The organism is Pseudomonas putida (assembly GCF_002906855.1).
GTDB classification, from domain to species: domain Bacteria; phylum Pseudomonadota; class Gammaproteobacteria; order Pseudomonadales; family Pseudomonadaceae; genus Aquipseudomonas; species Aquipseudomonas putida_N.
This window is the reverse complement of sequence record NZ_MINI01000038.1, coordinates 117,492-138,491: the sequence shown is the minus strand read 5'-3', so window position 1 is coordinate 138,491 and position 21,000 is coordinate 117,492. Positions and strand designations below refer to the sequence as shown.

At 56.2% G+C, this 21,000-nt stretch carries 17 protein-coding genes; 8 read left to right on the top strand and 9 right to left on the bottom strand.

Annotation, left to right across the window (positions count from 1 at the left end):
* Positions 1-59: 59 nt before the first annotated feature.
* Together BGP85_RS13080 and BGP85_RS13075 are read left to right on the top strand one after the other, a co-directional pair.
* Entirely contained in the window at positions 60-734 is a 675-nt protein-coding gene (locus BGP85_RS13080) for a heavy metal response regulator transcription factor (protein ID WP_003253457.1), read from the top strand.
* Entirely contained in the window at positions 731-2,149 is a 1,419-nt protein-coding gene (locus tag BGP85_RS13075) for a heavy metal sensor histidine kinase (RefSeq protein ID WP_010951441.1), read from the top strand. The genes BGP85_RS13080 and BGP85_RS13075 overlap by 4 nt, the downstream gene beginning before the upstream one ends.
* A 57-nt stretch (positions 2,150-2,206) precedes the next feature.
* Here the strand turns inward: BGP85_RS13075 and BGP85_RS13070 are convergent, their stop codons facing one another.
* A complete protein-coding gene (locus BGP85_RS13070) occupies positions 2,207-2,794 on the bottom strand; it encodes a hypothetical protein (protein WP_010951442.1) in 588 nt (195 codons plus the stop codon).
* Between the two features lie 266 nt (positions 2,795-3,060).
* On the opposite strand from BGP85_RS13070, the gene BGP85_RS13065 reads away from it, so the two are divergent.
* Entirely contained in the window at positions 3,061-3,282 is a 222-nt protein-coding gene (locus tag BGP85_RS13065; protein ID WP_010951443.1) for a hypothetical protein, read from the top strand.
* A gap of 82 nt (positions 3,283-3,364) precedes the next feature.
* Here BGP85_RS13065 and BGP85_RS13060 read toward each other — a convergent pair whose 3' ends face one another.
* From BGP85_RS13060 to BGP85_RS13050, 3 genes are read right to left on the bottom strand one after another with little or no spacing between them, the layout of a single operon-like run.
* Positions 3,365-4,819, bottom strand: coding sequence for a phospholipid carrier-dependent glycosyltransferase (locus BGP85_RS13060; RefSeq protein WP_010951444.1), 1,455 nt, complete (start codon positions 4,817-4,819; stop codon positions 3,365-3,367).
* Positions 4,813-5,796 carry a glycosyltransferase family 2 protein gene (locus tag BGP85_RS13055; protein ID WP_010951445.1) on the bottom strand — a complete coding sequence of 328 codons (984 nt, stop codon included), beginning with the start codon at positions 5,794-5,796 and terminating at the stop codon, positions 4,813-4,815. The genes BGP85_RS13060 and BGP85_RS13055 overlap by 7 nt, the downstream gene beginning before the upstream one ends.
* Positions 5,762-6,181, bottom strand: coding sequence for a GtrA family protein (locus BGP85_RS13050; RefSeq protein ID WP_010951446.1), 420 nt, complete (start codon positions 6,179-6,181; stop codon positions 5,762-5,764). The genes BGP85_RS13055 and BGP85_RS13050 overlap by 35 nt, the downstream gene beginning before the upstream one ends.
* Positions 6,182-6,438: 257 nt before the next feature.
* Between BGP85_RS13050 and BGP85_RS13045 the strand changes: the two genes are divergently transcribed.
* The 4 genes from BGP85_RS13045 (at position 6,439) to BGP85_RS13030 (ending at position 10,601) form a co-directional block, all read left to right on the top strand.
* On the top strand, positions 6,439-7,407 hold the full coding sequence (locus BGP85_RS13045) for a LysR family transcriptional regulator (RefSeq protein ID WP_010951447.1): 969 nt from the start codon (positions 6,439-6,441) through the stop codon (positions 7,405-7,407).
* Positions 7,408-7,617: 210 nt separating this feature from the next.
* Complete coding sequence (locus tag BGP85_RS13040; protein ID WP_009395904.1) at positions 7,618-8,925, top strand: OprO/OprP family phosphate-selective porin; 1,308 nt, start codon at positions 7,618-7,620, stop codon at positions 8,923-8,925.
* A 298-nt stretch (positions 8,926-9,223) separates the two neighbouring features.
* Positions 9,224-10,249: a hypothetical protein gene (locus BGP85_RS13035; RefSeq protein WP_011953109.1), complete on the top strand. Its 1,026-nt coding sequence runs from the start codon at positions 9,224-9,226 to the stop codon at positions 10,247-10,249.
* Positions 10,250-10,376: 127 nt separating this feature from the next.
* Positions 10,377-10,601, top strand: coding sequence for a hypothetical protein (locus tag BGP85_RS13030; RefSeq protein ID WP_010951451.1), 225 nt, complete (start codon positions 10,377-10,379; stop codon positions 10,599-10,601).
* A gap of 92 nt (positions 10,602-10,693) precedes the next feature.
* Here the strand turns inward: BGP85_RS13030 and BGP85_RS13025 are convergent, their stop codons facing one another.
* From BGP85_RS13025 to BGP85_RS13005, 5 genes are all read right to left on the bottom strand, one after another.
* Positions 10,694-12,691 (bottom strand): heavy metal translocating P-type ATPase, encoded by a 1,998-nt coding sequence (locus BGP85_RS13025; RefSeq protein ID WP_016497351.1) that lies wholly within the window; start codon positions 12,689-12,691, stop codon positions 10,694-10,696.
* Positions 12,692-12,893: 202 nt separating this feature from the next.
* A complete protein-coding gene (locus tag BGP85_RS13020) occupies positions 12,894-13,217 on the bottom strand; it encodes a DUF2790 domain-containing protein (protein WP_003253432.1) in 324 nt (107 codons plus the stop codon).
* A gap of 162 nt (positions 13,218-13,379) precedes the next feature.
* The gene (locus tag BGP85_RS13015; RefSeq protein WP_010951454.1) at positions 13,380-16,541 is read right to left on the bottom strand and encodes a CusA/CzcA family heavy metal efflux RND transporter; all 3,162 of its coding nucleotides are present in this window, start codon (positions 16,539-16,541) and stop codon (positions 13,380-13,382) included.
* Positions 16,542-16,565: 24 nt separating this feature from the next.
* Positions 16,566-17,816: an efflux RND transporter periplasmic adaptor subunit gene (locus BGP85_RS13010; RefSeq protein ID WP_010951455.1), complete on the bottom strand. Its 1,251-nt coding sequence runs from the start codon at positions 17,814-17,816 to the stop codon at positions 16,566-16,568.
* Positions 17,817-17,884: 68 nt separating this feature from the next.
* Complete coding sequence (locus BGP85_RS13005) at positions 17,885-19,156, bottom strand: TolC family protein (RefSeq protein ID WP_010951456.1); 1,272 nt, start codon at positions 19,154-19,156, stop codon at positions 17,885-17,887.
* Between the two features lie 404 nt (positions 19,157-19,560).
* Here BGP85_RS13005 and BGP85_RS13000 point away from each other — a divergent pair, with 404 nt between their 5' ends.
* Positions 19,561-20,904: an OprD family porin gene (locus tag BGP85_RS13000; protein WP_003253422.1), complete on the top strand. Its 1,344-nt coding sequence runs from the start codon at positions 19,561-19,563 to the stop codon at positions 20,902-20,904.
* The last annotated feature ends 96 nt before the right edge of the window (positions 20,905-21,000 follow it).

Sequence of the window (21,000 nt, the reverse complement as noted above, 5' to 3'; positions counted from 1 at the left end):
CCTGCAACCATAATCTTGGCGGATTAGGCCAACTCCTTCCTCACACCTTGAGATAAGTTATGCGCGTTCTAGTTGTGGAAGACGAAATTAAAACTGCCGAATATCTTCAGCAGGGCCTATCCGAAAGCGGGTATGTCGTAGATATCGTGCACAACGGTGTAGATGCTCTGCACTTGTTCAACACTAATGTCTATTCGTTGGTCCTCCTGGACGTGAACCTCCCGGGTATCGACGGCTGGGACCTGCTGGAAACCATCCGTAAGACCAGCCGGGTCCGCATCATCATGCTGACCGCCCGCGGACGCATCAATGACAAGCTCAAGGGCTTGGACGGCGGCGCGGATGACTACCTTGTGAAGCCATTCGAATTCCCTGAGCTGCTTGCTCGCATCCGTTCGCTGCAACGCCGTGGTGATGAGTTAGTCGAGAAGAGCTCGCTGAAAATTGCCGATCTGGAACTCGACTCCGTCCGCCATCGCGTCTTCCGCGGTGGCACACGCATCGATCTCACCACCAAGGAATTTGCGCTTCTGCACCTGCTCATGAGCCGAACGGGCGAAGCGCTGACTCGCTCTCAGATCATCTCGTTGGTCTGGGATATGAATTTCGATTGCGACACCAATGTCATCGATGTAGCCATCCGGCGCTTGCGCTCGAAGATCGATGACCCGTTTGAAACCAAGCTCATTCACACGCTTCGTGGCGTTGGGTACGTTTTTGAGGAACGCGCATGAGGCCATTCAGCCTGGCTGCAAAGCTGGGGTTAAAAGTTGGGTTGATGAGCGCAGCGTTGCTGCTTCTGTTCGCCACCTTTGGCTATCTGATGGTAGGCAAGGCTCTGGAAAGAAATGCCAGAGCAGACCTGGAAGTAAAGATGGCGGGGATGGCTCACAACCTGTCCACCATCCCGGACATCTCCGGCGTCAACGCGGATGCGCATCAGCTTGTCGATTTGGTCATGGGCCACAACAACCTGTATGTGAGCATATTCGATACCTCACAGAATCAGACTCCCCTGCTCTCGATTGGCTCGAAACAGGTCAATCTGGAGGTGCACAAGTTTCAGCCGGCGGCCCAGCCCAAAGAGCACGAATGGCGTGATACGCAGGACCGTCCTCTGCTGAGTGCTTCTCGAATCATGCGTTTGGGCGATGGAACAGAGGTCAGCGTCTATATGACCATGGACCAGTCATCCAGTGAGGCGCTGCTCGATGCGTTGCTGACCTGGGCCTTGATGATGTCCCCCGTCATCCTCGCACTGATCTTGGCCATTGGCTGGTGGACTGTGCGCAGAGGCCTGCTACCACTGACCAAGTTCCTCAAGATCGCCTCGAAAATCTCAACCGAGAGCCTCGACCATCGCCTTCCAACTGATGGGATGCCGGCAGAACTCAAAATGCTCGCCGACGGCATCAACATCATGCTGGCTCGCCTGGATGATGGGGTTCAGCAGCTCTCGCAGTTTTCTGACGACCTTGCTCACGAACTTCGAGCACCGCTTTCCAACCTGATGGGCAAGGCCCAGGTTGCCTTGACCAGAGAACGATCGCTTTCCGAGTACCGGGAGGTTCTGGAGTCGTGCACAGAAGAGCTGGACCGCATGAGCCGCATGGTTTCCGACATGCTGTTCTTGGCCCAGGTCAGTCATCCAGCATCAATGGTGGAGTTCGAATCCGTCTCCTTGGTCGACGAGGTTCAGCGAGTGTGCGATCTCTTCAGCATTTCAGCAGAAGAAGGCGAGATTCAGCTGCAGATCTCCGGCAGTGATGACGTGGTGCGCGGGAATCGCCTGATGGTTCAACGTGCCGTCTCGAATCTGGTCTCGAACGCGATCCGTTACTGCCCTCGCGGCCGCACGGTCTACGTTAAGGTGCAGCATAGTGCGAGCGGTACGACGTTGAGTGTCGGCAACCCCGGCCGTGGTATTGCCAAGGAACACCACGCGCACTTGTTTGAGCGGTTCTACCGTGTGGACAAGAGCCGAGCACGGAGCGAAGGCGGTACCGGTCTTGGCTTGGCCATTGTGCAGTCGATCATGAGTCTGCACCAGGGATCGGCGAGCGTGGAGGTGACCGAAGAAAACTTCACCTGGTTCCACCTTCACTTTCCGGAAGCCCAGCAAATGCAGCCGGCAATGACCGCCGCTTAAATTGCGCAGACACGATTAGGCCCGTCAATCGACGGGCCTTTTGTTTGCCTCAATGCATCAGTGCCGAAGGACCACAGGGTCCATGGGCGACCGCAGAATCACCGACTTAATAATCTTCTGTTCGTCAGGATTGGCGTTTTTCCACAGGTGTGAGAAGTACTGAGCATTCACTTTCTCTTGAGCACTTACGCTGCCGGCGGCATCGATCAGGCGCATGGTCGAGTAGACACAGATCAGCGCCAGAATGAAGAACGCCGTGGCGACCACCATCACATAACGCTTGGCCAGCACCGGTGCCCGCTTGAGCTCCTGGATAGAGGCGTCCGCCGCCTTTGTCGCTGCTGTAAGCTCCGAGATCAGTGGCTGGATGGCGGTGTCGACTCCGCGGCATGCAGCTGAATACGCTGATGCAGCGGCGCGCAAGGCAACCTCCTCCGCGTTCGACCAAGCCTTCTCCGCCTTTCGCACCTCCTCCTGAATCTGCCGGCCGACAGCGTCCACCTGCTCCACCAGTTCGTTCGACCTCTCCAGAACAGCGCTGGAGGTGCGCGTCTGCGAGGTCAGCTCATCGAGCTGGACAGTGAGTTTTTCAGTGCAGCGGCGAAAGTCACCGATAGCAACTGCCCAGGGCTCTATGTCATTCATGGCTATCTCCTAGGGCGGCCAACAACGCCGCGCTGAATTAACGCGCTAGATATCAAAATTGTAATTTAAGAGAAAATTCGAAGTCGCCCTCGACAGTGCCGAGATAGACATGATCCTTCCAGATTTGAAGATTTAACGCATCCTATCTGCAGCCAAAATTACGGAATTGTAATTATTGACTCACCTTGTCGTTAGCTTCGCGTTCCTAAACTACAAACCAACAAAGGCCGCTAATCAGGTTGGCCTAGTATGAACCGAGGTTCACAATGAAATTTGTCAAATCTATCGCTATTGGCAGCCTGCTGCTGGGTCTCATGGGTACCGCTTACGCTGAAGGCGGCTTCGAGCGAACGAAACAGTTCAACGAGAACTTCCGAACCGAACAGGCTCGCCTATGGAGCGATGACTCTTCGGACCAGAACAAACAACAAGTCGCTCAAGAGCAAAAGAAAGAAAGCAAGGATGGTAAGGAACAAGCCGACAATTAATCGGCGGTTAAATAGGACTTCAAATGACGAAAGAAATCGACAAAAAAGCCAGGGTAAAACCTGGCTTTTTTGTGCTTGGAATTTAGCCTTCGTTCTTGCGAGGCGTTTCCGCATTGCTTTCTCCGGCCAGACCCTCGGCACCTTGTGCGGGGCGTTTCCAATGGCACAGCAGGAGCTGGCTGGCGTTCGCTTCGGTGATCGATGTGCAAGCTAGATCAGCGGGCAGACCATCCTTGCTGTCTCGCAAGCGCCTGGACAGATAGAACGAGCCATCCCGCGGCCACTTGGCAGGATCCTTGATGTTCTCGGACTTCCCGCTGCTGTAAAACTCCGACGAGTATGAGCGGCGGCCAGGATAGATCAGGGGAGCGGAATGAGCAGACTGCACATTGAGCCAGGCTTGAACCACATCCCGCTGATTCTGAGGGCGCTCCTCTAGTACCCCGGCGTAGATGATGCCCGCACCGATGATTGGCAACACCAATGCGCTCGCAGCGGCAGCCCAGGTGGTCTTCGGGCCAACTTCGCTGACCCGTGCAGACAGCAGCAATGCCCACGCTGGCAGCGCGGGTAGCAGGTAGGTCCACAGAATGTTGCCTGCAAATGTGAAGAAGACCGGTGTCGCCAAGGCCCACAGCCAGAGGTAGGCTTTGAAGCGCTGCATCGATCCACGCTTGCGGATCAACAGTGGTAGAAACAAGGCCCATGGCAGTAGCGACAATCCGAGCTGGATCCAGATGCTGCCGTACGGCTTGGCATGAGCACTACCATAGAGGTCCCCTGCCCAGTTACTGACGACGTAGCGGCTCCAGTGCTCACCAACGAAGAAGTACTCCATGAAGCCGGGCGTTTTCATCTCGGCCGCGACATACCATGGCACGGATATACCGAACATGAGTACAAGGCCGCTAATCCAGGGAAGCCTCAGTACCCGTCCCCATTCCTTGTAGATAACGAACCAGGCGAATGCCGGCGCCCCCATAAGCACCAGGGTCAGCGGCCCTTTGGCAAGCAAGCCCAGCCCGAGACCTGCGAACATCAGGTAGGCATCCGCCTTGCTGGCGCACTTCATCCAACGCCAGAAACCGTAGCTGGCCAGCAGAATCGAGAACGACAAAACAGGGTCAGTCAGCACAACACCGCTGGAGACCAGGCCAAGTGTGGTGCTGGAAAAAATAATGGCAGCCCAGATGCCGGCGTTACGAGAAATCTGCTGCGTGCCGAGTTTGATGATGATGAAACAGCTTGCCAGGTGGAGTAGCCACGCTGGGAAGCGCGCAGCGAACTCGTTAACGCCGAAGACCGTCATGCTCGCGGCCTGGGTCCAGAAGGACAACGGAGGCTTGCCCCAGAACGGTACCCCGTAGTCGAACATGGGCGTGATCCAGTCATTCAACTCGACCATCTTGCGAGCCATTTCAGCGTAACGGGCCTCAGATGTGTCCATCAGCGGGTAGATGCCCAGCCCCACCAAACGCAATAGCAAAATCGAACCCAGGACCCACCACAGCGTCCTCTCGTTCTTCAGGTTCAGCATTTCTTACCCTCGATCGAAGCCATCGAAGGGTGGAGTGACACGGGATCTGCCTTGTTGCTGTGCTTCAGGAAATAGAGAGGCCGGCGCTTCACTTCCGCGAGTGTCACGCCCAGGTACTCCCCCACCATGGCGACACCGACGCACATGAATGAAGCCATTCCGACGATCAGGTGATGGATGTCGAAACTGCCTGCCACAAGCGACGCAAGCATGTAGCAGATGCTGGAGACGAAAAGACCGAAACTGATGAGGCTGAAAATGCGCAGTGGTTTGCGAGAGAAGCTGACGATGCTCTCGATGGCCAGATTGAACAGGCCAGCTGCATTCCATTTGGTGCTCCCGGCATGGCGAACAGTGCGATTGTAGGGCAGTTCGATGGTACGAAAGCCTACCCAGCCGATCATGCCTTTGAGAATCCTGGAGCGTTCATCCAGGGCCCGCAGGGCTGCCAGCGGCGCAGGCCCAATCAATCGGAAATCGCTGACATCGGCCGGCATGTCCACCTTCTCCACCAGGCGCTGCATGACCCAGTAGTAAGCCCGGGCACTCATGCGCTTGAACCACGAATCACCGATTCTCAGGTTGCGCTGCATGTTCACCACGTCGTAGCCGCGTTGCCAGTAGTCCACCATGGCCGCGATGAGCTCTGGTGGATCCTGCAGGTCGACATCAATGAAGATCAGCGCACTGCCACGGGCATGGTCTATCCCGGCGCTCAGTGCAGCCTCTTTGCCGAAGTTGCGACTCAGGGACAGGCAACGTACAGATGACCCATCCTGATAGTGGCGAAGAATGTCGGCCGTCCGGTCATTACTGCCGTCGTCGACATAGAGGATTTCGCAGGAGACGGGTAAGCGCTTCACCACGCGGGTGATTCGCTGGTGGAACTCGGGGATGGTTTCCTCTTCCTGGAAGCAAGGGACCACGATGGTTAACAAGGGATCAGGGCGCTCGGGAAAGCGATGTAATGTCTGCATGATTGAATGTCCAAAAACGATGTGCAATGAATCCAAGTGCAGTGAGGCTTAAGGTCACTACGACTTGGGAGATGAGCGGTGACAGATTCGACTTGATGAGGAACCACATACCCACGCCATTGCCGAAGTTTGTGGTTAACGCGACCAGTGCAAACCTGACAGGCTGAAACTTACGAGAGCCATCTGCCACAAAACAGAGCGCCCTATTTCCAATGAAGCTCGCGATTGCGCCAACCATGCCGCCACAGATACTGGCCAGTAACGGAGTAACGAATTCTGTCGTAACCAGCAATAGGAACACCGCATAATGGACTCCCGTTGCTATGAAGCCGATCCCCAGATAACGAATCAGTAAGGTAGTAAGAGGTGGGGTTTGATTTTCCATGCCCAAAGCCTATGGAGGCAAAGGTGAAAAAATAGTGAACTAAATGTAAATGCGTAATTAGCCGAATCTATATATGGTAAGTAACAAGTCGGCGCACTAGGCTAGCACGCTACAATATCAGAGGGATTGCCTGAAAATTACGCTTTCGAAATAAAAGCCTTCCGATAACGCATGCATGACCCGTGGATTACAATGTTGACAAGATAAGGAAACACCGGGTGGCATTGAGATAGATTCCCCGAATTAAGGGGGACCTAATGGTTACACAAAATGAAACATATACAAGCACCGTTGTTCCTTACAGCCCTGACATATTGGATGATTTGCCAATTGATGATCAGCTGGCCGTAGAGTTTTTCGCAACAGCACGTTGTGCCAGTTTCAAACAGGCTGCCCGAGGGCTCAATGTGCCAGTGGTAGGCCTGCGGAAACGCTTGGAGAAACTGGAAGAGCACATTGGTGCTCCCGTGTTTGTCTACAAACACAACAAGCTTGCCCTGACCCGCACAGGCGAGAGGGTCAGCCATTACCTGTGCCAGCTCTTCGGCCCAGACGGCCTTGGCAAGTCCGGTGAAAAGGAAGTCCCCAGGCTTACCATCGCGATCACAGAGCCAGTGCTGAACGACATCGTAAACCGCGATCTAGTCGCCTACGTGCGTGATCATGCCGAAATGCAGCTGGAAATCCATTCAGAATGCACAACGCAGATGCTTTCTGAGTGTGAAGTCGATGTGGGTATCGCTTTGGTGAGCCCAGATGATAAAGGCGCGCTTGATCGCCATCCTACGTATAGGTTTGAACGGCTTGGCCGGATTGGGCACGCCCTGTTCATTTCCAGCCGCTATTCAAGAAGCGTCACCCTTCCAGTGGAGAGCTTGGATTTGCACAACTTCATGCTCGTTGTCCCTTGGGATGAAGAGATCTTGGCGGGCTCACGAAAGTGGGCATCGATAATGGCTGAGCATCAGGGCGGTACCACTCGGGTCAAGAGCTACAACCTATCACGAGGCCTTGTCGTTGGCGGTGCGTGTATTGGAGTGCTGCCCGACTACAGCCGAAAACTGGAGAGAAATATCCTACCCGTGCCGGGTTTCCTGGACGACCTGGAGGAGAAAGATGTCTATCTTGTTATCAAAACGAAGCTTGTCCGCAATCCGCAGGTTTTGGAAATTCGAAGATTGATCAAGAAGAGCTTCTTTGATAAGAAGGACTGGCTTGTTCGGTAACAGTTTTGTTAGGTTTGAAACTCCTCCGTTAACACTACAGAAACACAACTGTCATATTCGCTTGCAACCTAGTCAGAGTGCTTAGAACAAAGGCATCTTGTTACAGCAGGTGACAACCGTGGCCTGCTCCCATCTGCAAGATAAATTTAGGCCGGCGCAGGGCGAAATATAACGTCGGTAGCTAAGCACTTAACATACGAGAGGCAAGCAATGATCCGTTCTTCGAACATGCGGGAAAAGCTGTTGGCTGCCGCAATAATAGGCACATTTTCCTCGCAAGCATTCTCCGGAACAGTAACCACTGACGGAGCTGACATCGTTCTGAAGACCAAGGGCGGTCTTGAAGTATCGACTTCTGACAAGGAATTCAGTTTCAAACTGGGCGGCCGAGTTCAGGCCGACTACGGCCGTTTCGATGGTGTCTTCACCAAGAATGGCGATACCGCTGACGCAGGCTACTTCCGTCGCGCCTACCTTGAGCTCGGTGGCGTGCTGTACCGCGACTGGAAGTATCAGCTCAACTACGACCTTTCCCGCAACACGGGCAACGACTCCGACGGCTACTTCGACGAAGCCAGCCTGACCTACACGGGTTTCAAGCCGGTGCAACTGCGCTTTGGCCGTTTCTACACCGACTTCGGTCTTGAGAAAGCCACCAGTTCGAAGTGGACCACCGCCATGGAGCGGAACCTCTCGTACGACCTGGCGGACTGGATCAACGACAACGCCGGCATGGGTGTTCAAGCCACCAGCACCATCGCTGACATGGCTTATGTTTCCGGTAGCGTTTTCAGCGAAACCAATAACAACTCGGATGGCGACAGCACCAAGCGCTACAACGTACGTGGCGTGTTCGCACCGCTGCACAGTGATGGCAACGTCCTGCACGTCGGTGCTCAGTACGCTTACCGCGACCTCAAAAACAGTGCGGTCGATACCCGGATTCGTTCGCGTCTGGGCGTCCGCGGTGTAGATACCAATGGCGGCGGCGATGCCGGCACCAACGGCAACCGCATGCTGTTTGGCGGTGCTGCTGCACAAGATGGCCTGTGGAAGGACGACTCGGTCTGGGGTCTCGAAGGTGCCTGGGCCACCGGCCCGTTCTCGGTTCAAGCGGAATACCTTCGCCGCAAGCTGAAAGCTGACCAGGCCAACAACGACATGAAGGCCTCCGGTTACTACGCCCAGATGGCTTACACCCTGACCGGCGAGCCGCGTATCTACAAGCTCGATGGTGCCAAGTTCGACACTATCAAACCAGAGAACAAGGAACTGGGGGCCTGGGAAGTCTTCTACCGCTTTGACGATATCAAGGTCGAAGACGGCAACCTGGTCACCGCGGCGGACCAATCGAACGAGCGCAAGGCCAAGAGCCACACGGTGGGTGTGAACTGGTACGTCAACGAGGCGGTGAAAGTCAGTGCCAACTACATCAACGTGCGCACCGACAACAACGAGAACACCGTGGGCGACGACAGCGGCAATGCCATCGTGACCCGCCTGCAATACGTCTTCTGATCCCTCTCATCAGTCTGACGTGAGAAAGCCGGAAGCGCTCAACGTGCTTCCGGCTTTCCTGTTTCTGGAGGTGATCAAGCATGGAGCGCCCTCCTCCTACCTGCTTTCGCTTACCGATGACCGCTCTTGCCAAAGCTCGGCGAATCTGATGTGATTGCCGCGTCGGGCTTTGCATGGTGGCCGTGCAAGCAAATCAAACCTGACTCCTATTCATGATTGAACCTGATTCGACGTCCAGCTTCGCGTCTAACGGCCCTACAAGCGCAGCTACCCCAACGTCGCTCATTAGGGGATAGTCATGTCTGCAAAAAAGCTGCTTCAACCTCTCGCTGCTCAGCTGCACGCCTCGTTCTCGGCTTCTGGCCGCCCGTACTCTCATCTGCACCTCCACCAGCTGTTCCACGCGGCCATCGGCTCCGTTGCACCGCAAGTTGCCATCCAAGACAAGCTGCCAATTCAGGTCTGTCGTGACAACGAGACACGGCAGTACAACCTCTACGCGGCGGTCGAGCGGGCGAAAACGTGCTTAGGATTGACCGATCTTCAAGCAGTCGGTGTGGCTGAAGAAGTCATTGAGGTGCTACGAACTGCGGGAATCGGCGTGAACCAGGTTCGCCTGCTCCTTGACCCCTCCTTCAGCTCGAAGACTCGCAAAAAGGCCTTCAAGGCTCTCTGCAAGAACCTGGATCTGAACGAGCTAGGCGATCGCTTCGTCCCCAAGACTGCCACGTTGGCCATCGCTGCTGGTATTGCGCCGCCTCCCAAAATGTCGTGGAAGGATCGCTTCGCCCTGGCTGCAAATTCCCCCATGCGGGGGCCAAGCGAGCTCATCAGCATGGTCAACCGGGATGAGTGTTATCTGTGGGTATTCCCACCGACTGACCATCATGCGACGGCTCCAGCGACGCATGACCGTTTCTTTGGTGAAAAGACCCACCCGAGCGCAGAAATGGGCATGGGGTTCAGCATCATCGATTCCGGCTGGACCCGCCCCAAGTACCCGCTATCCAGGCAGTCACAAGAGACCTTCATCCAGTATTCGCTTTCTGCGCCGATGTGGTCCTGGCGCGCACAAAGTGACACCTGGCGCCTGGGAAACATCCTGCGTTCAAGAATCCTTGACGGGGCTCCTTGGCATAACGAGCCTCTGAGTGACGTGCTTCCGAGCGGCCTTAAATCCCTGCCCCGGATCTATGGGTGCGAAACCTGCCGAACGCTGTTCATTGAGAATCACAGCGACTACCCGGATGTACCCACTCAGTGCCAATGCGGTGAGGCGAGCAGCACGGGTGACCAAAACGAGTCATCTGCTCTCAATAGCTGATTTTCCTTACGGTGGCGGGCTGAGCCCCCCGTTAGGGATTGGCTATGGGAGCGGGATTCGCTCACCCCAAACCTGAAGGCGCCGCCACCTAACCGAGCGATATGAGCTGAATGCTCGCGGAGTAGATATGCAAAAGAGTAAAAACAAACAGGACACCCTGGCGGCGATCAATGCGCTTGTCGAGATTGCGTATGATCAGGGATTTGCGGACGGACACGGAGTCGGCAATCAAGTCGGTTTCGTAGCCGGTGTCATGAGCCTCAAAGCTGCATTGGCCTGCGGCTTACGGCATGGCTCACCTGAGTGCGGAAAGGCCCTTGAAAGCCTCAAGCGCATCGGGATCGACGAGTGAGAGAAAAGTACGGGTCGTGCGCTGATCGCGCACGACCCGTACTTCTACTTCAGGTCATTTCCCTGCTTAGCTTCATGATTGAAGCTCAGGGATCAGGTGCTTCTGCGGTAGGCCAACAGGCGCAAGGCGTTGAAGACGACCAACAGTGTGGAGCCCTCATGGATCGCAACAGCGGCACCAATGCTCAAGCCCATGATGGTGGACGGAACCAGGATGGCCACAATCCCCAAGCTGACGAACAGATTCTGGTGGATGATCGATCGCGTGTGACGGCTCAGCCCCACCGCAAATGGGAGTTGCCTGATGTCGTCAGCCATAAGCGCGATATCAGCCGTTTCCAGGGCAACATCAGATCCAGCAGCCCCCATTGCGATACCAACGCTCGAACTGGCCATGGCAGGGGCATCATTGACGCCGTCACCCACCATGGCCACCTTGGCGCTAAGGCGCAGGTTTTTGATGGCCTTGACCTTGTCTTCCGGCATCAGGTCTCCCCACGCTTCATCTAAGCCAACTTGTTTGGCTACAGCCTCTGCAACGCGGTTGTGGTCTCCAGAAATCATGACCATGCGTTCGATGCCCATCTCTCTAAGCTTCTGGAGTGCCTCTTTGGCCCCCTCCCGGGGTGTGTCCAATAGCCCGATAGCGCCCAGATCCTTGTCAGCACGCCGTACCACCATGGTGGTACGGCCTGACTGACGTAGACGCTCCGCAGCCTCCAGGGCTGCCTTGCTGAGTGCGGGAATACCATTGGTACCGAACATCTCGACCTTGCCAATCCAGACGAACTGCCCATCAAGCTCAGCACGCACGCCGCGGCCAATCATGTTGCTCATGTTCTTGGCTTGGAATCGGCGCCGTGTGCCAATCATCTCTTCACCGTCACGCACAATTGCCGCAGCCAGCGGATGGTCGCTCATCGACTCCACAGCGATGGCGACGTTTAGCAGATCCTCGATCTGCGTGCCGCCTATGGGTATTACATCGGTGATACGTGGGCGCCCTTCGGTCAGGGTACCGGTCTTGTCGAATGCCATGGCATTCAATGATCCAAGCTCTTCAAGTGGCGCACCGCCCTTGATCAGCACGCCACCTCGGGCTGCCCTGGCGATGCCAGAGAGAATGGCGCTTGGTGTAGCGATCGCGAGCGCGCAGGGGCTGGCTGCAACCAGTACGGCCATCGCCCGGTAGAACGAGTCACGGAACGGCTCGTCAAGGAAAATGCCGGCAAATAGCAGCCCGACTACCAGCAGTAAAACCAACGGGACGAATATGCGTTGGAAGCGGTCCGTGAATCGCTGGGTCGGTGACTTCCTGACTTCGGCTTCACTGACCATCTTGATGACCCGCGCCAAGGTACTCTCCGTAGAGCGCCGGGTTACCTCAACCTCGATGAGCGTTTCGCCATTGATGGTACCGGCGAAGACTTTCGAGGCTGCATCCACTGCATCTGGCTTGCTGCGTGCGAGTTCGGCATCAGGAACAGGTTGCTTGTCCACGGGGACGCTCTCACCGGTTACTGGCGCCTGGTTGATACTTGAGGAGCCTACGACTACAAAACCATCGGCCGGCAGGCGGTCATTGGGGCGCACGATGACAACGTCACCGGGAACCAGCAGCTCCACGGGCATCTCCACCGTGCCATTTGCTCTGCGTACGATCGCGGTGGCTGGTGCGAGCTTGGACAGTGCCTCAATCGCTTTCTTGGCCCGCCCCATCGCGTAGCTTTCAAGGGAATGCCCCAGACTGAACAGGAACAGCAGCAGAGCCCCCTCCGCCCAGGCGCTGATGCTCGCGGCACCGACTGCGGCGAGAAGCATCAGCGAGTCGATCTCGAAGCGTTTCTGACGGATGTTGGTAACCGCTTCCTTAGTGGTGAACCATCCACCGAACACGTAGGCCGACACGTACAGAATCAGAGGCAGACGATCAATCAGGCCAAGTTTTCCTGCGAGAGCTCCGGCACCCAGGAGAGCACCACAGATCAGCGCGAAAATCAGCTCTGTGTTCATTCCAAAAATGCCGCCATGCTCATGGCTATGACCTTCATGCCCGGCTTGGTCATCAGGGCGTTCAAGCAAACTCTTCATAACTCGTCCCTTCTGGGGTCAAGGCTTCCAATTGCCCTCTGCAGTTGGGGAGCCGTCTCTGTTGGTTGGCTAAGATCTATTGCACGGTTTGCCCGAGCCCAGGCGTTAACATTTCGAAGCTATGGGGTATCGGGCGTAATAAAAAATGCCAGGCACTGCCTGGCATTTATGAATTCTCTAATTGTTCTGTTCAAATCGTTTACTACTTGTTGTTGATGCATTGCGAATACATCGAGTAACGAACAGTCTTGAGCGTGCCCTGGGAGTCCTCGAAGGTCATCAACCGTGGATAGACCTGGCAGGTACGGGGGTCCTGCGACTGACGTACGAATTTCGCAACGTCTATCTTCATGCCATATTTGTAATCCTGAATCTCTGGCATTGGCTTGCCATTTTTCTCCGCGTACTTGGCCACTGCGGTCTGGTGTTCCTTGGTGTATTGAAGCTGCTTGCTCTCGGAGAAAGTGTTGGCCTGCGAAGCCACCGAGAAAACAACAAGTGCAGCAGCGATAATTAGCTTTTTCATAAAACCCTCTCAATTTCAAAACTTCTCGGGCGTAACCTTAGCAATGCATAGGCATCACCGGCATGACGAGAAACTTACAATTTTGAAAGGTAAGTGCATCTACTTCACTTTAAACAAAAAAGCCCACAACACGTGTTGTGGGCTTCTCTTTAGCGGAGGCTGTTAGCTAACCACTTCGGCCTCGTCGCCGTCTTCATCCTTGCGGTGTGCCCAGTGATACAGGGCAGGCAGTACCAGCAAGGTCAGTGCGGTGGAGGACAGGATCCCGCCAATCACCACCGTCGCCAATGGCCGCTGAACTTCGGCACCGGTGCCGGTGGCCAAAGCCATCGGGATGAAGCCCAGGGACGCTACCAAGGCTGTCATCAGAACAGGTCGCAGACGGGTCAATGCACCTTCATCGACTGCCTGTCTGAGCGTTCGTCCCTCCTCCCTTAGCCCGCGGATGAAGGCAATCATCACCAGGCCGTTCAGTACTGCAACGCCGGACAGTGCAATGAAGCCGACACCTGCCGAGATCGACAGTGGGATGTCCCGCAGCCACAACGCCACAACACCACCGGTGAGTGCGAATGGAATACCGGTGAAGACCAGCATGCCGTCCTTCAGGTTGTTGAACATCAGGAACAACAAGGTCATGACCAGCAGCAAGGCGACTGGAACAACGATCTGCAGGCGTTTGGCAGCCGACTGCAGCTGCTCGAACTGGCCCCCCCAAGTCGTCCAGTAGCCCGCAGGGATTTGCACCTTCTTGTCCAGCGATGCGGTCGCCTCCTCAACGAAGGACCCCAGATCGCGGCCTCGAACGTTGGCGCTGACGATAACCAGACGTTTGCCGTTCTCGCGGCTGATTTGGTTCGGGCCCAGTTGCAGGTCCAGATTGGCGACCTGGGACAGCGGGATGAAGCCGATCTGATTGGCACCCTGTGCCGCATTGGCAGGTACCGGGATCAGCAAGCTGGACATACCCGCTACGTCGGTGCGAACGGTCTCTGGTAGGCGTACTACCATGTCGAACCGACGGTCGCCCTCATACAGCGTGCCGGCCTGACGGCCACCCACGGCGATAGCGATCGAGTTCTGAACATCCGCGATGTTCAGGCCGTAGCGTGCTGCTTTTTCGCGGTCAATGTTGATGGTCAGCACCGGCAGGCCGGATGTCTGCTCAACTTTCACTTCCGATGAGCCCGGGACCGCTTTGAGCGCTGCCGCGATCTTGTTGGCGGTGTTGTTGAGCACGTCCATGTCATCGCCGAAGACTTTCACAGCGACGTCACTACGCACGCCCGAAATCAGCTCGTTGAAACGCAGTTGGATTGGCTGCGACAACTCGTAGTTGCTTCCTGGAACACCCGCTGCGGCCTTCTGCACTTCAGCAATCAGCTCATCACGAGGCTTCTTCGGGTTAGGCCACTGATCCTGAGGCTTGAGCATGATGTAGGCGTCAGAGGCGTTCGGCGGCATCGGGTCAGATGCAATTTCTGCGGTACCCGAGCGTGCGAACATCCGCTCAACTTCAGGCACCTGCGCAATCACCGCTTTCTCCAGACGCTGCTGCATCTCGACAGATTGAGTGAGGCTCGTTCCAGGCACACGCATGGCCTGCATCGCAAAGTCACCCTCACTGAGGCTTGGGATGAACTCGCTACCCATACGACTTGCCAGCAAACCACTGAGCACGACCAAGGCTACTGCGGCCGAGAAAGCGATGTTCCGATGTCCCAGCACCCATTGCAGAACCGGTTCATAGCGCAGTCGAGCTGTGCGCATGACCACGCCTTCCTCTTCCTTCACCTTGCCAGTGACGAACATGGCAATAGCTGCAGGAACAAAGGTAACGGACAGGACCATTGCACCCAGCAGCGCCATCACAACGGTGAAGGCCATCGGGTGGAACATTTTGCCTTCGACGCCGGTGAGGGCGAAGATCGGCAGGTACACCACCATGATGATCAGCTGACCGAAGATCAGCGGCCGGCGAGCTTCTCGCGCCGCGGCAAAGACCTCGTGGAAGCGTTCGGTTTTGGTGAGCATGCGGCCATGCTTATGTTGCGCATGAGCCAGTCGACGGATCGCGTTTTCTACAATAACCACGGCACCGTCGACGATGATGCCGAAGTCGAGTGCCCCCAAACTCATTAAGTTGGCACTGACCTTGTTGTTGAACATGCCTGTGAAGGTGAACAGCATGGACAGCGGAATCACCATCGCGGTGATCAGAGCCGCACGGATGTTGCCGAGGAACAGGAACAGAATGGCGATAACCAGGATCGCGCCTTCCACCAGGTTCTTCTTCACCGTCGCGATGGCTTTTTCAACCAGGTTGGTACGGTCGTAAACAGTCACAGCCACCACGCCCTTTGGCAGGGTGCGGTTGATGTCCGCCAATTTGGCGGCGACAGCTTGAGATACGGTGCGGCTGTTTTCACCAATCAGCATGAACACGGTACCGAGCACGACTTCGCGGCCGTTCTCAGTAGCAGCACCTGTACGGAGCTCTTTACCGATGCTGACGTCAGCAACGCTGCTGATGCGAATCGGTGCACCATCCACACTGGTGATCACGATGTTGGCGATGTCTTCGATATTGCCTACCTGACCCGGTGCACGGATGAGCAACTGTTCACCATTACGCTCGATGTAGCCGGCACCGACGTTGGCGTTGTTACTTTCCAACGCTGCGACCAGGTCATTGAGTGTCAGCTTGTAGGTAGCCAGGCGCTTTGGATCCGGCGCAACCAGGAACTGCTTGGCATAACCGCCGATGGTATTGATCTCGGCCACACCCGGGACGTTACGCAGCTGAGGCTTGATGATCCAGTCCTGGATCACGCGCAGGTCGGTCGGGGTGTACGGCGTACCGTCCTCTTTGACCGCGCCATCTTCGGCTTCAACAGTCCACAGGAAGATCTCGCCGAGGCCGGTAGATACCGGACCCATGACGGCCTCTACACCTTCTGGCAGCTGTTCCTTCGCAACCTGCAGCCGCTCGTTGATCAACTGGCGGGCAAAGAAGATGTCAGTGCCATCCTTGAAGATCACGGTGACCTGAGACAGGCCAGAGCGAGACAGGGAACGGGTCTGCTGAAGGCCCGGGAGACCGGCCATGGCCGTTTCAACTGGAAACGTGATCCGTTGTTCGGTTTCCAAGGGCGAGTAACCAGGCGCTGCAGTGTTGATCTGCACCTGGACGTTGGTGATATCGGGTACCGCATCGATGGGCAGCTTTTGATAGCTGTAGATACCGATACCCGCCATGATCAGAACGGCGATCATTACTACGATGCGCTGCTCGATGGCGAATCTGATGATACGTTCAAACATGAGAAATCATCCTGTCAGTTCGCATCAGTGACCGTGTTCGGCAGAAGCTTTGCCGAGCTCGGACTTGAGTGTGAAGCTGCCACTGGTTGCTACCTGGGCGCCGGCTTCAATACCGTCGATGATTTCCACGTACCCATTGTCGCGGCGACCCAGTTTTACCGGGCGGGTGTCAAAGCCATCTGGGGTGCGTACGAATACCGAAGGTTTGTCTTCAACGGTCTGCACAGCGTGCTCAGGGACCGCTACGGCAACTCGATCGGTCTGGGAGGTGACCGCAATGTTTACGAACAGGCCTGGACGCCAGGCGCCGTTGGGGTTGGTCAAGGTGACGCGGACAGTAGCTGCACGGTTTTGCTCGCCCAGCAGGCTGCCGACATAACCCACCTTCCCTTCGACCTCGACGTTCATGTCAGGCGAAGAGACTTTCACTGCACGGCCAGTCGTGACCTTGCCCAGATCTGTCGGCGGAACTGCGAAGGTCGCCCAGACCTGATTCAGGTCGGAAAGGATGAAGGCGTTGGTCGCCTCGCTGACGACTTCGCCGACGGTCAGGTGTTTCTCCACTACCACGGCGTCGAAGGGAGCGCGGAGCTCGTAACGATTACCGCCAACGGAGTTAACCGAGGCACCGATTGCGCCGACCTTCTGCTTGGCGTTGGCCAAGGAGATCTCCGCTTCTTGCAGCGCTTGGCGTGCTTGGAGGTAGTCTTGCTCTGCAGAGATCTTGTCCTGCCACAGTTGCTTCTCACGTTCGAAGGTCACACGCGCCAGTTCGACGCGACGCTGTGCGGCCTGTTGTTCGCTGCGCAGGTCAGAGATCTGCTGGCTGGCGATTACCGCGAGGACTTGCCCTTTCTTGACCGTCTCGCCCAGGTTGGCCTGGACAGCCTCAACAACGCCAGGAACACGAGGAACCACGTGGGCAGTACGATCTTCGTCGAAGCGAATTTCGCCAGGGAAGCTCACGACGGTACCGAGGTCACGAGGCGCTGCAGCTTCCAGGGCAACACCAGCGGCCTTGATCTGTTCAGCGCTGAGCGTCAGCTTGCCCTCTTCTTCACCGCCCTCTTCGCTGTGGCCTTCTTCACCATGGCCCTCATCACCTTCCTCTTTGGCGGCAGATGCGGCTTTCTTTTCGTCGCCATGGCCATCGTTAGCGCCATGCTCGGCAGTACTGGCGGCCTGCTGTCCGGAACTGTTGTTCCAGGCAAGGCTGCCAAATCCGAGGGCTGCCACAGCGGCTACCGCGAGGGCGATCTTGCGTTTGTTATCCATTGCTACTCCTGCTGATCGTAGGCACCGGCTTGTTCAAGGCTGTGTGCCGAAGAAAATGTTTGGCCCGTTCAGCGAGTGCCGGCGGTTGAGCCGACTTCGCCATAAACCCTTTCCACCTGCGCACGCGCATTGGTCGCCGCTGCCAACGATTCGAGGTATTGGCCACGAGCGACGATCAAGGTGCGCTGGGCATCCAGCACTTCGATGAAACCGAATTTGCCCATCTCGAAGCCGCGGGTTGCGGTCTCTACGGCTTGTTGGGCTGAAGGCAGAATGGTCTTGTCGTAGGACTCGACCTCCTGCATGGCGGTGGACCATTGGTTCAACGCGGTTTGGGTTTCGGTGCGCAGGCGCAGCTCAACAGCATTGCGCTGGTCCCGGGCCTGATCTGCACGACGAGAAGCGGAAAGAATGTTGCCCTGGTTACGATCGAACAGCGGCAAAGGCATAGACAGGCCCACAGTGTTGACCCGCTCGCGCACAGAGCGGTCGTACTGGCTACCTACACTGACAGTAAGGTTCGGGATACGCTGAGCTTTCTCTGAGCCGAGCGAGGCATCGCTCTTGTCTATCTGCACCACGGCCTGACGCATTTCTGCTGTTTGGTCGAGCTTAGCCAGCAGATCTTCAGTGCGAGGTGGCAAGCCCGGGGAGAGGGTTGGCGATTCGAGTCGATCAAACACGGTGACTGAGCTCCCGGTAATTTGAGCGAGCTGTTGGTAAGCGGTCGCTTTTTCCGTTTCTGCACGTCGAACTTGCAGCTGGGCTTCGGCCAGTTGCACTTGAGCGCGGGTCGCCTCCACTGGGGACGACTTACCTGCGCGAACACGGCCATCGACGATGCGAAGACCGCGCTCAGTCAGTTCGAGAGATTGCTTGGCCAGGTCGAGACCTGTCTGGGCCCGCAACGCGGCGTAAAAGGCTTGGACGACATCTGCACGCAGGCCGTTAACGCGACGGTCTAACTCAAGCTGTGCGGCGGTCTGCCCGTATGTGGCGACGTCAACACGAGCCCCCCGCTTACCGCCCAGCTCAAGGGTCTGGCTGAGAGAGACAGTCGTCTGGCTGGTGTTACGACGGGTGTCTTCCACGTCATACGAGATTGTGGGGTTGGGGATAAGCCCGGCCTGCTTGCGAGCACCATCAGCGATCCCAATTTCTTGCCTGGCCGCGGCCAGGTCTGGGTTGGCATCCATGGCCGTCGAAAGCGCCTGGGGCAAGCTGATGCTTTGGGCAAGGGCTGCAGGCGCCATCAACCCAGAGATGACTGCACAGAGTGCAGCGATCTTCCAGGGCGAGACGGGGGTCTTGGGTAAGACATTGCGGTTATACCGGGGCACTTTGATGGTCCTCGTGCACAAACTTCGATAAAGCTTGGCGAGAACGCCGAAACAGCTGCCAAGCCCCACTTGATTAGGTGATGGCACTCTAATGAGCGGTAGCTATCAGAGGGGTGGCTAGAAAATTACAATTTCGTAAGAAAGCTTTGTAATGCCCGTAAATACTGGGAAACCCAACCCGACACGATGATTTCGATACAAGCAACAGAGATGGCAAACACGCGGTGCGAAGGTGCCGAATAACAGGTAGATGACGAAATTGTAATTGTCCTATCACCCTCCCGTTATCTTCGGCCTGCAAATATGAGCTCGCGCTACGCTAGGCGCGCCGCCGGGTCAGAACAACTAACGACACCCGCGCCGGTAAACATAATAAAAACTGCCGTGAATCAAAGGAGCATCGGATGAAAATCAAAGTACCACTGTATTTGGCGGCAGTTTCTGCGCTGTCTGGAAGCTATGCTATTTCGGCACAAGCTGAAGACAAGCCAGAAGGCTTCATTGAAGGCAGCAGCCTTACAGTGTTGAACCGTAACTTCTACTTCAACCGTGATAACCGCGACAGCACCGCCCCCACTTACAACAGTGGCAAGGGCAATACGAACGGCTACTCCGAAGCCTGGGCGCACGCGATCATCAGCAAATTCAACTCCGGGTTTACCCAAGGTACCGTTGGCTTTGGCGTTGATGCCTTTGCCATGATCGGCCTCAAGCTCGACACCGGTGATGGGCGCAACGGCGGCCGTAGCTCCTTCGACGTGCTGCCCGTTGATAACAAGGGTGAAGCTCGCGACGAATACACCAAGGTCGGCGGCGCAGCCAAAGTCCGCTTGTTCGATACCATCGTGAAAGTGGGTGATGTCTTCCCATCGACCCCGGTCGTCGCATCGGGTGACTCTCGCCTGCTGCCAGAGAGTTTCCGCGGTGTGACCGTTGAGAACACCAGCATCCAGGGCCTTACCCTCCAGGGTGGTCGTCTGCATGCGATGAGCCAGCCGGTCTCAAGCAACCTGAACGACAACTTCGTGACGTTCTACGGCGGCCCGGTCAACTCGCCATGGATCGGTTACGGTGGCGGTGACTACTCGATCAACGACAACTGGACTGTGAGCGTCTACGCCAGCCAGCTGAAAGACGTCTGGAATCAGTACTACGCCGGCACAAGCGTGGTTTACCCGCTGAGCGACGATCTGGCGCTGATCGGTGGCTTCAACTACTACAAAGCCGTAGATGAAGGTAAGAAGCGCCTGGGTGAATTCGACAACAACATCTGGAGTGCCAAGGTCGGTGTGCGTTACGGTGCCCACACCCTGGCCCTGTCGCATCAGCGCAACAACGGCGACGACGATTTCGACTACCTGCGTCAGTCGGACTCGATTTTCGTCGACAACTCCATCCAGTACAGCGACTTCAACTCGCCGAAAGAGCGTTCCTGGATGCTGCGCTATGACCTGAACTTCACCAGCTACGGCATTCCAGGCCTGACGTTCATGACGCGCTACGCCAGAGGCTCGGGTGCGGATTACTCGAACGCTAACCAGTTCTACATGCGCACCGACGACAACGGCAACCCGCTCGACAATCAGAAGCGTTGGGAGCGTGACGTCGAAGTCAAATACGTTGTCCAAACCGGTCCGGCAAAAGATCTGTCCTTCCGGTTGCGCCAGGCAACCACGCGTGCCACTGCTTTCGAATCGGATCTGGATGAAACTCGTGTAATCATCGAGTACCCGCTTTCGATTCTGTAATTCGCTAACTGGGCCAGTTATCCATTGGCGGGTCCTGTTAGTAAAACGAGCATTACGCATTCACCTTGAGTGGCTTAAGTGCTCCTTTGGTAAAAG